We start from the raw sequence: 9,768 nt of genomic DNA on the forward strand, positions 1-9,768 counted from the left end.
GGCGGCGGCGCCGGTCGTGGTGGCGCCTGCGGCGGCCGGGCCCGGTTGCCAGCCGGGGCCGCGCAGGAGACGGCCCGCGCGTTCGCGCCAGCCGGTGGCGGCGCGCACGTCACGGGCGATCGAGGCGTACTCGTGGGTGGCCACGCGCAGCGGGTTGTACGTGGCGATGTTCTTGGTGAGCCCGTAGACCGGCCGGTCCGTCTCCGCCACCCAGGACCCGAACATCCGGTCCCAGAGGATCAGGATGCCGCCGAAATTCCGGTCCAGGTAGCCGCCCTGGGAGGCGTGGTGGACCCGGTGGTGGGAGGGCGTGTTGAAGACGTACTCCACCGGCCGCGGGAGCGTGCCGATGCGCTCGGTGTGGATCCAGAACTGGTAAACGAGGCTGACCGAGGAGCAGAAGGCCACGGCCGCCGGGTGCACGCCGAGCGCGATCATCGGCAGGTAGAACGGCCACGAGGTGGCACTGGTCCACGGCTGGCGCAGCGCGGTGGTCAGGTTGAACTTCCGGCTGCTGTGGTGCACGACGTGGCTCGCCCACAGGATGCGGACGACGTGGTGCCCGCGGTGCTGCCAGTAGTAGAAGAAGTCCTGCGCCAGCAGCATCAGCGGCACCGTCCACCACAGCAGGGGCACGCGCAGCGGCGTCAGCTCGTAGACGGTGGTGTAGATCGCGACGACCGGGATCTTCCACAGCAGGTCGAAGCCGAGGCTGCCGAGCCCCATGGTGACGCTGGTGACGGCGTCCTTGGCCTCGTACCCGGCGGCGTCCTCGTCGGGACGGAGCCGGTAGCTCACCATCTCCACGACGGTGAGCAGTACGAAGGCGGGGATGGACCACAGCACCACATCGGGCAGGTTCGGCATGTCGGCACCATAGAGGCGGTTCCGGGGCGCCGCCAGAGGTTGTTACCGATCGGTATCCGCCGGGGTTACCAGCGGTTCGACCGATAGGGTCCGGGCTCGGGGGACAAGAGGGGGAACGGCGGGGGAAGGCGGGGCATGACAGGCATGGAGACGGCCGTCCTGAGGACGGCGACCGCGGCCGCGGGCTGGCTGGTGCGCTCGCGCCTCGGGCAGGTGCCCGGGGCAGGTCTGACGGACCGGGCGGTGCGGCCGGCCCAGCGCTGGCGCCGCCCGGAGCGCCTCGCCGAGCCGGAGTTCGCGGGCGGTGAGGACGAGGGTGTCGGCGAGTTCCAGGCGGGTGAGGTTGACCGCGGGCTTGCGGCGGCCGGCGAGGACGACCCGGGGCCGGCCGGGCGGGGCGAGCAGGGCCAGTTCCTCCAGGGTGGCCTCGGCGGGGCCGGGGTGCACGAGGTGGACGTCGTCCACGAGCAGGAGCACGGGCTCGGGGCAGGACTCGACGGCGAGCAGCACGTCCTCGACCCCGGCCGGCCCGCCCGGCGACCGGAGCGTGGAGGCGACCGCGGACACCGCCCCGGACCCGACCGCGGCCGCCAGCCGGGCGAGCAGGGTGGTGGCGTCGCGGGTGTCGCGGCACGGCCGCCAGTGCACCACGCGGCCGGCGAAGCCGGCGGCGGCTGCGGCCAGCAGGGTGGTCTTGCCGTATCCGGCGGGTGCCACGACCAGCGCGAGGGCGCCGGGGCCGCCGGTCAGCAAGGGCGACAACGACGTGCGGACAGGCATGCCCGGCTCCTCCCCCGCGAATGTGCAGGACAAGGATGGACGCTCCCCCTCCGCGCAGCATGAGTAACCCATTACCCAATCGCCGGCCCGGCGACCCCCCAGCGATCACCCGGCGATCACCGGCGACCGCCCGTGCGCCGGACGCCGACCGCCACTCGGCCGTCGGCGTGCGATCACTTCCTGGTCACAGGGGCAGTGTCACAGGGGCAGCACCTCCACCCGGAACGGCAGGTGCACGGGCCGGGCGCGGGCCACGAGGGCGCTCAGCGCCGCCGTGTCCACCCGGGCCGGGTCGGCCACCCGCAGCCGCACCACCAGGTGGGGCCGGTCGGAGCCGGGCAGCGGGGTGTTCGGGGTGGTGGACCAGACCGCGCCGCCGCTCTCCTCGATCTCCGGGGTGGTCCCGAAGGCCTGGCGGACCAGTTCGGCCAGGCCCGCCCGGGTGCCGCGCAGCCGGTGCGCGGAGACCGCTCCGGCGACGGCCCGGCCGGCGGCCGGGCCGCCGTCCGCCGGCGGCTCCGCCCCGACCCATCCGGCGAGGAGGGCCGCGAAGTCGGCCGGGGCCAGCCGCGGGTCGAAGTAGGCCGGCAGGCAGTCGAGCACCGCCAGCACCGGGGCCAGTACCTCGTCGAGGCTCTCGGTGATCCGCTGGGCCAGGTCGTCCTCGGCGTAGACGGCGGGCAGTTGGGCGCCGAGCGGGTGGCGGGTGGGCAGGCCGGGGACCAGGCGCCGGTTCACCGCGCCTCCTCCACCCGCACTTGGTGGTCGTAACTGAACACGAGTGATCCCGGTCCGAGCACGATCCGGTCGTCGGGTTCACCGCGCCGCAGCGTCTCCAGGTCCGCCGGGAACAGCCGTACGCCCTCCACCGCCTCGACCCCCGGCACCTGTTCGAGCACCGCCCAGACGGCGCCGCTGTGCACGGTCCGCCCGAACGGCCAGCCGTCGCCGCCGGGGCCGCCAGTGAGCGGGTTGAGCTGCCGGTAGAGGGCGGCGAGCGCGGCCCGCTGCACCCGGGCGGCCGGCACCCCGTCGGCCGCGCGCAGTACGGCGACGACGGTGACGCCCTGGTAGTACGGCGGTTCGACGACGAGCCGGGTGCCGAGCATCCGGCGGGCGTCGAGGTGGGCGTGGACGGAGGCCAGCAGCTCGGGCGGGAGGGCCATCCGGGCGAAGTCGAGCCGGCCCTCGCCGTCGTCCTCGGCGGCCGGCACGAGCAGCACGCGTACGCCGCCGGGCCCCTGGTCGGGGGCTTCCACGCAGCGGACCCGGGCCACCTCGGGGGCGGCCTGCCGGGTCAGGTACTCGTAGTCCTCGGCGGTCACGGCCCGCTGCCGGGTGCGCAGTTCGAGGGCGCCGCGCAGCCGGGCGTCGGCCACGTCCTCGCCGTCGACGCCGCCGGTGGCCGGCCGCCGGTTCTCGACCCGGGCGATGTACGGGATGGAGCTGCGCAGGACGGCCAGGGTGCGGCGGGCGACGTTGCCGCGCCGGCCGCCGCCGGTCAGGTAGGGGCGGGCGCGGACCGGTACGCCCTTGGCGGGGACCGCCCCGTACTGGCGCAGGCTGCCGTCCGCCTCCCGCACGGCCGGCCCGAAGGACACCTCGCCGGTGCTCCGGTCCAGGTGGACGTGCCGGTCGTACGGCCCGGACTCGGCGAAGTGGGCGACCTCGGTCCAGGCCGCCCAGTCACCGGCGGAGTCCCGGGTCTCGACGGCGAAGGCCCCGCCCGCGACGACCGGCGGGCGGTCGAGGGAGAAGCTCTGGGCGGGCACGCCCTCGGAGACGCCCAGGAGTTCCTCGGCGGCCCGCTCTGCGTGCACGGCGGGCGCGGTCCCGCCGACGGTGAAGGCCTCGGCGGACAGCAGGGAGGGCGTCGCGGAGTAGGTGCGCTGTCCCCGTACGGGCCGCTGGACGACGCAGCGCAGCCAGCCGCCCCGCTGCCGGGCCTCGGCGGACGCGACGTGTCCGGCGGGCAGGTGGACGAGGACGTCGCCGGGCCGGTTGAAGCCGCCGGTGCCGTCGCGGTCGACCTCGCACCGGGTCCAGTCCTCGCCCGTCCAGGCCTCCCAGGCCAGCGGCGGGTGCTCGGGGTCGATGCCGTGGCCGGCGACGGGGAAGTCCAGCCGCAGGGCGACCACGCAGGAGGGCGCGGCCCGGGAGAGCCCGAAGTACACCGCGTCGCCGGGGCGGGGTACGGCGGAGAAGCAGGGCACGCCCCGCCCGGCGGCGAGTTCGGCCCGCCGGTCGGTGGGGACGGCGCCGGGCTCGGCCTGGCCGGTGGCCAGGACGGACAGCTCGACGGGTACGACGGCCAGCTCGCGGACGGTGGAGAAGACCACGGCCTCGTCGGTCTCGGTGCGGGTGGTGGCGACCTCGGTGCCCTCGCGGATGCGGACCGGCTCGGGCCGGGGCGCGGACAGCCAGAACGTGACGTCGGTGCGGGCGGCGGCGGGCGGGTGCAGGGTGAGGCCGATCAGGTCGAGGAAGGCCAGGTGGTTCTTGTCGGGCACCCGGTTGAGCCGGTAGATGAGCTGGTCGGTCATGTGGGCGAAGGCTTCGATGAGGGTGACGCCCGGGTCGGAGACGTTGTGGTCGCTCCACTGCGGGCAGCGCTGCTGCACCATCCGCTTGGCCTCGTCCACGAGGTCCTGGAAGCGGCGGTCGTCGAGGTTGGGCCGGGGCAGGGCCATCAGCTGCCGCTCCCGTCGGGGCCGTGGTGGGCGGGGCCGGGCTGCGCGGGGCCGCCGGGGCGGCCGGGCCCCTCGTGGGCGGGGATCACATAGAAGGGGAACACCAGGTTCCGCGGGTCGTTGGTGCCGCGCAGGGCGTACCGGATGTCGATGTAGAGCGTCCCGGCCTCGACCGCGTCGAAGCTGACGGAGACGTCGACCAGGGTGATCCGCGGCTCCCAGCGCTCCAGGGACGTGCGCACCTCGTAGCCGATCTGGGCGGCCGTGGCCGCGTCGGCGGGTGCGAAGACGTGGTCGTGGATGGCGCAGCCGAACTGCGGGCGCATGGGGCGTTCCCCGGGCGCGGTGCCCAGGATCAGCCGCATGCTCTCCTCGATCTCCTGCTCCCGGTGCACCAGGGCGATGGCTCCGGTGGCGTCCGTACGGAGCGGGAAGGCCCAGCCGGCGCCGACGAACTGCTCCCCCACCGCCCCTCACCCGCCGATCAGCACGGTGAGCGCGCCCATGACGACGGGCGCGCCGCAGCCCGCGACATCGCCCATGCGGGCGGCGGGCAGTCCGCCGATCAGGACGGTCGGGCAGCCGGGCGGGAGGATCGCCGAGGGCGGGTGGACGGCGGGCGGGGGGAAGGAGCAGATGTGCGGGGTGGTGACGACGGCCGCGGGCTGCCCGGCGATCAGCACGGTGGGCACTCCGGGCGGTCCGATCACTCCGGGGTGCCCGGTGGGGTCCCCGACGCGTGCGGCTGGCGGCATTTGGCGTATCTCCTTCTGTGCGGTTGCGGCTGTGCGGTTGCGGCTGTGCGGTTCCGGTCGGTCGGCCGGTGTGGCCCGTTCGGCGTGGCCCGGTCTGTCTCCCTGCGGGTCGGCTGAGCGGGATCGGCGAAGTCCGGTGCGGTACCGCGCCCCGTAAGGGGCGCGGGGCTGTCCGGATATGCAGCTCCGCTGCGATGGGGGTCCCCCCTGTTCGAGCGCAGCCGAGAACTTGGGGGAGCGACCAGCCCCCACCGGTCCGCGGTTCCATCACCGCATTTCCAGCGGAGCGCTTAGTTGATCCGGACGAGGGCGGCGCTGACCGACAGGCTGGCCCCGCCCTTGAGTTCGGTGCTCGCGCGGCCCTCGACGGCCACGGTGGTGCCCTTGACGTCGACCTGGCCGTTGGTCCCGAGGGTCAGCGCCCCCGCTCCGCCGTCGACCTCGACCCCGGCCTGCGCGCTGATCCGCACGGACTGCCCGGTGAGTTCGAGGGTGCCGGTGCCGGCGTCCATGGTGATCCCGGAGCGGGCGGTGACGGTGACCTTGTCCTGGGCCTCGATCTCGACCGTGCCGTCGCTGTGGACGGTGACGGCCGTCTCCTTGCGGTCGAGGTGCAGGGTCAACTTGCCGTCCCCGGTGGCCAGTCGGACGCCCTGGGGGCCGCCGGAGCAGTCCAGGAGCTCCATCCGGTTGCCCGAACGGCTCACCAGGGAGCGCCGGTTGGTGGCGCCGCTGGTGGAGTCGACCAGGGGCGCGTCGTGTTCGGAGGGCTTGTCCTGGCCGTTGTAGAGCCCGCCGATGACGTACGGGTGGTCGAGCCGGCCCTGTTCGAAGCCGACGAGCACCTCGTCGCCGACCTCGGGCCCGAAGATCCCGCCGCCGCCCTTGCCCCCGAGGTCCGCGGTCCGGGCCCAGTCGCTGACGTACTCCCCGTCCAGCCAGGGGAACGCGAGCTTGACCCGGCCCCGGTCCTCCGGGTCGCGGGTGTCGGTGACGGTGGCGTTGACCAGCCCGCCGATCCGGTCCTGCGCCGGCCCGCCGGAGGCTCCGGAGGCCAGGCCGAACAGCGAGCGGTCCGAGCGGCCGCCCACGGTCAGCCAGGTCTGGTAGCCGGTCTCCGGGTCGAAGACGTGCCGGCTCGCGGAGATCGTGTACTTGCCCTCGAACGGCTCACCGACGTTGGTCAGCGCCACGGCGGTACCGGCGCGCAGCCGGGGCATGCCCATCGCCACCGCGTCCAGCTCGGCGAAGGAGGCGGCGAGGTCGGCGGCCAGGGACTTCGCCGCCTGGTCGGTCTCGGCCTGGGTGCGGTACGGGGTGTCGGTGGCCAGGAACACCGCCGGCCCGAACGCGTCGGCGGCCTGCTGCGGGGTCATGCCCAGCTCCAGGCGGTCGCTCTGCCCGGCGGGGGCCCGGCCGACGACCGCCGCCTTGGCCTGGACGTCCCAGCCGCGCACCTCGACCTGCTGGACCTGGTCGGCGGCGGTCACCGAGGCGTGGCAGCGCAGCAGGTTCCGGCCGAACTCCAGGACGTACGGGCTGGCCTGCGGCCGGGTGGAGGAGGCGGGGGCGGACCCGGCCCGGGCGGGGAGCCGGAAGAAGAACCGGCCGTCCAGCACCCCGACCTCCGCCCCGGCCAGGTCGGCGAGGCGATGCAGGAACTCCCAGTCGGTGATGCCGGGTTGGGCGAGGTGCTCGTAGACGGTGGTGGTCCCGTCCACCGTGCCGACGGACAGCCCGGCCCGGCGGGCGACCTGGACGGCGACGTCGGAGGCGGTCATCTGGCGGTAGCCGGCGACATGGCGGCCGCGGAAGAAACGGTGGGCGTGGTCGAGGCCGCGTACGACGGTGAAGGTTCCGGTGGTGTCGAGGTCGATCTCGACGGCGGTGACCTCGCCGGAGACCAGGAGCTGCTTCTCAGGGTCGTCGGCGGCGCGCGCGAAGAGCTTGACGGGGACACCGAGGGAGAACCCGGCCGAGCGCAGGGTGAGGTGGTGCGGGTCGCGGAAGCGCAGCACGAACAGGTCGGGCAGCTGGGTGCTGTCGTCGACGTACGCGGAGACAAGGGTCTCGGTCACGGGGGCGGGCAGCGGCTGCCCGGCCACTTCCACGACGAGGCTGCTGACGAAGGTCTCTCCGGCCATGTCACCCACCCAACTCCTCGGCCCCGGGCAGCAGGAGCTCCGTGCCCGGGGTCAACCGCATCGGATCGTCTATGCCGTTGGCCTCGGCGATGTACCGCCAGGCGGTCGCGTCGCCGTACTCCCGCCAGGCCAGCAGGGCGAGGGTGTCCCCGGTGACCACGCGGTGCACGCGGCGGGCGGTGAGGGCGCCGGAGGTCGGGTTCTGGCCCGGCATCGGGCCGCTGAGCTCCTCCAGGGTGACCTGGCAGACGGCGCGGATCGGGATGCCGCCCGGCGTGAACAGCGTGTACTTGGCCTGCACCTGGCTGACGTACCCGACGAAGCCGGTCAGTCCGCCCCAGCGCAGGATCACCCAGGGCGGGACGCCCTGCTTCTGCTGGTGCGTCTCGGGGGTGGCCACGCAGCAGGCGAGGAGCTTCTCGACGGCGGTGACGACCCGGTCGTCCTGCTCGGCACTCGCGTCGAAGAACATCTCCAGGCTGAGCCGGGCGGCGCCGGGCCCCTTGAACTCGGCCGGGCCGGCGGTCGCGGCTCCCTTGGAGGGCTTGCGCTCCCACTCGGCGGACTTGGCGAGCGTCAGCTCCTTGGGGTTGAACTGGAAGTCGATCCGCCCCATCCGCGGCCCGGCCGGTCCTTGGCCTCCGTCGGCCGGCGGCTCGCGCAACTCCAGCCAGGCGCGCTCCAGTTTGGGGCGGGGGCCGGCGCCGGGGGCACTGCCGGAGGCGGCCGGCGCGGCGGGCGCGGCGGAGGCGATGAAGGCGACGGGCTGCTGAAGGGACATCTACGGCTCTCCTCCTGGTTCCCTCGGTTTCCCGGGTCCCGGGTCCCGGGTCTGCTCTTCCTCTCCCAAGGCCAGCTCTACCGCCCCGCGTTGAGGAAGCCGTGGTGGGCGATCTCCAGGGTCTCGGTGGCGACCTTGGGGGTCTCGGGGCTGAGGGAGGGCCCGGTCCACCGGACGGGCACCACGTCCATGAGGCTCCACCGGGCGACGACCGTGCCGTCCACCGTCATGGCGCTGATGTGCGCGGTCTTGCGCGGGATCCCGCCGACCATGCCGGCCAGCCATCGGGTGACCTGTTCGGTGTCACGGGTGATGGGGCGGGTGAGCTTGATGGTGGAGTACTTGATGCGGGTGGGCAGTTGCCAGACGTAGCCGTTGTTGCCGCCCTCCTCGCGCTGCTCCATGACGACCTCGCAGCCGAGGCCCTCGCAGCTGTTGAACGCACCGAGGCTGATGTTGTCGATCTCGACCATGAAGCACACGCTGACGGCGGGGTCCTGTTGCTGGGCCATGGGCGGGTGGTCGTCCTTCCGTGCGGTGCGTACGGCGCGTGCGGCGGGGCGTGCGGGGCGTGTGGCGTGGTGCGGTGGTCAGTGGCGTGGATCGAGCCGTACGCCGGCCCGCTCGCGGTCGAGGCGGAGCTCGGCCCGGAGCAGGCGGCCGAGGGGGCCGACGAGCTTGCGTACGAGCGCGTCGGTGGAGGGCTGCGGGGCGGCCCCTGCGGGGGCTGGGCCCGTGGCCGGGGGCGCGGGCGGGGGTGGTGGTTCCGGTGGCGCCGGGTCGGCTCCGGGCGTCGCGGCCGGGGGCGGTGGGCCCGGGAGCGGGCTGCCTTGTGCGGGGGCCCCGCCGTGCGCCGGAGCTGCGGCTGGTGCCGAGGCCGGGGTCCCGTCGGGACCGCTGCCGACGACGACGGTCCGCTGCACGGCGGCGGAGGCTGCGCCCGCCGGGCCGACGGGCACGGCGGCGTACCCGGTCAGCGGCCCGGCACCAGCTACCGCGACGGCTTCGAAGCCGGAGGCCGACCCGGAAGGCGCCCCGAATGCCGGACCGGTCGAACCGACCGGCCCACCCGGCCGGAGCAGACCGACGCCCGGCGGTAGCGCCCAGCTCGCCACTGCGGGGGCGGGGTGCGTACCTCCGCCGGCCCGGGGCGCAGGGGCGTAGGGCAGGGGCCCCGCCGTAGGACCGCTCCCGTGGCCGGGCCCGCGGTCCGTCCGTGCCACGCGCTGCACCGGTCCGGGGCCGGCGGACGACTGCGCTCCGGACGGAGGTGGAGACGGGCGCGAGGGAGGGGACGGGACCGGGGTCCAGGTCAGCGGGACGGCCGGGGGCGGAGCCTGCTGCGGCCGGGCCGCCTCCTCAAGGCTCGCGGTGCGCAGTTCGATGCCCCGTTCGCCGACCAGGTCCGCGACGGGGGCGTCGTCGACCGGCGGCACAGGGAGCCCCGGCGGAACGCTGGCCCGGACCACGGGAAGCTCCTGCGGCTGCGCGGGCACGGCTCGGGCGGGCGGCGGCTGGGGCGGGGGCTCGGCCAGGGTCCGCTGTACGGGCGGGGCCGACGCCTCGGACCACGGCACGGCGGGCAGCGGCGCGCCCAGCCCCAACCGCCGTACGGCCGCCCCGGCGCGCGCCCCACCGCCACCCGGCTCCACGGGCAGGGCCGGGGCCGCCGGAGCGACCCCCCCGCCCCCGGGGGGCTGTACGGCCGGGGCGTCCGGCCGGCCCGGGCCGGGGGGGGCCACGGGCAGGTG

General features: G+C 75.1%; 9 protein-coding genes. All 9 read right to left on the reverse strand.

What is annotated here, in order from left to right; translation table 11 throughout:
- Positions 1–867: sterol desaturase family protein (locus GPJ59_RS28095; RefSeq protein ID WP_219670502.1), on the reverse strand; the 867-nt coding region annotated here is incomplete at its 3' end.
- 42 nt (positions 868–909) lie between these two features.
- Complete coding sequence (locus GPJ59_RS28100; protein ID WP_219670503.1) at positions 910–1,647, reverse strand: AAA family ATPase; 738 nt, start codon at positions 1,645–1,647, stop codon at positions 910–912.
- 198 nt (positions 1,648–1,845) lie between these two features.
- A complete protein-coding gene (locus tag GPJ59_RS28105) occupies positions 1,846–2,385 on the reverse strand; it encodes a phage tail protein (protein WP_219670504.1) in 540 nt (179 codons plus the stop codon).
- Positions 2,382–4,337 (reverse strand): putative baseplate assembly protein, encoded by a 1,956-nt coding sequence (locus tag GPJ59_RS28110; protein ID WP_219670505.1) that lies wholly within the window; start codon positions 4,335–4,337, stop codon positions 2,382–2,384. The genes GPJ59_RS28105 and GPJ59_RS28110 overlap by 4 nt, the downstream gene beginning before the upstream one ends.
- Positions 4,337–4,804, reverse strand: coding sequence for a GPW/gp25 family protein (locus GPJ59_RS28115; RefSeq protein ID WP_219670506.1), 468 nt, complete (start codon positions 4,802–4,804; stop codon positions 4,337–4,339). Before GPJ59_RS28115 ends, GPJ59_RS28110 begins: the two co-directional genes overlap by 1 nt.
- Before the next feature lie 6 nt (positions 4,805–4,810).
- The gene (locus tag GPJ59_RS28120) at positions 4,811–5,092 is read right to left on the reverse strand and encodes a PAAR domain-containing protein (protein ID WP_219670507.1); all 282 of its coding nucleotides are present in this window, start codon (positions 5,090–5,092) and stop codon (positions 4,811–4,813) included.
- Positions 5,093–5,382: 290 nt separating this feature from the next.
- Positions 5,383–7,236 carry a VgrG-related protein gene (locus tag GPJ59_RS28125; RefSeq protein ID WP_219670508.1) on the reverse strand — a complete coding sequence of 618 codons (1,854 nt, stop codon included), beginning with the start codon at positions 7,234–7,236 and terminating at the stop codon, positions 5,383–5,385.
- A 1-nt stretch (position 7,237) separates the two neighbouring features.
- Positions 7,238–8,017, reverse strand: a complete 780-nt coding sequence (locus GPJ59_RS28130) for a CIS tube protein (protein WP_219670509.1) — start codon at positions 8,015–8,017, stop codon at positions 7,238–7,240.
- Between the two features lie 77 nt (positions 8,018–8,094).
- Complete coding sequence (locus tag GPJ59_RS28135) at positions 8,095–8,529, reverse strand: phage tail protein (protein WP_219670510.1); 435 nt, start codon at positions 8,527–8,529, stop codon at positions 8,095–8,097.
- Positions 8,530–9,768: the final 1,239 nt, after the last annotated feature.

Origin of the sequence: Streptomyces bambusae, from assembly GCF_019400985.1 — a bacterium.
Taxonomy (GTDB): Bacteria; Actinomycetota; Actinomycetes; order Streptomycetales; family Streptomycetaceae; genus Streptomyces; species Streptomyces bambusae_A.

What these genes read in the sequence shown, in the direction of transcription:
- GPJ59_RS28125 (WP_219670508.1), bottom strand. Translation starts at nt 7,236, where the DNA reads ATGGCCGGAGAGACCTTCGTCAGCAGCCTCGTCGTGGAAGTGGCCGGG.
- GPJ59_RS28120 (WP_219670507.1), bottom strand. Translation starts at nt 5,092, where the DNA reads ATGCCGCCAGCCGCACGCGTCGGGGACCCCACCGGGCACCCCGGAGTG.
- GPJ59_RS28100 (WP_219670503.1), bottom strand. Translation starts at nt 1,647, where the DNA reads ATGCCTGTCCGCACGTCGTTGTCGCCCTTGCTGACCGGCGGCCCCGGC.
- GPJ59_RS28135 (WP_219670510.1), bottom strand. Translation starts at nt 8,529, where the DNA reads ATGGCCCAGCAACAGGACCCCGCCGTCAGCGTGTGCTTCATGGTCGAG.
- GPJ59_RS28110 (WP_219670505.1), bottom strand. Translation starts at nt 4,337, where the DNA reads ATGGCCCTGCCCCGGCCCAACCTCGACGACCGCCGCTTCCAGGACCTC.
- GPJ59_RS28130 (WP_219670509.1), bottom strand. Translation starts at nt 8,017, where the DNA reads ATGTCCCTTCAGCAGCCCGTCGCCTTCATCGCCTCCGCCGCGCCCGCC.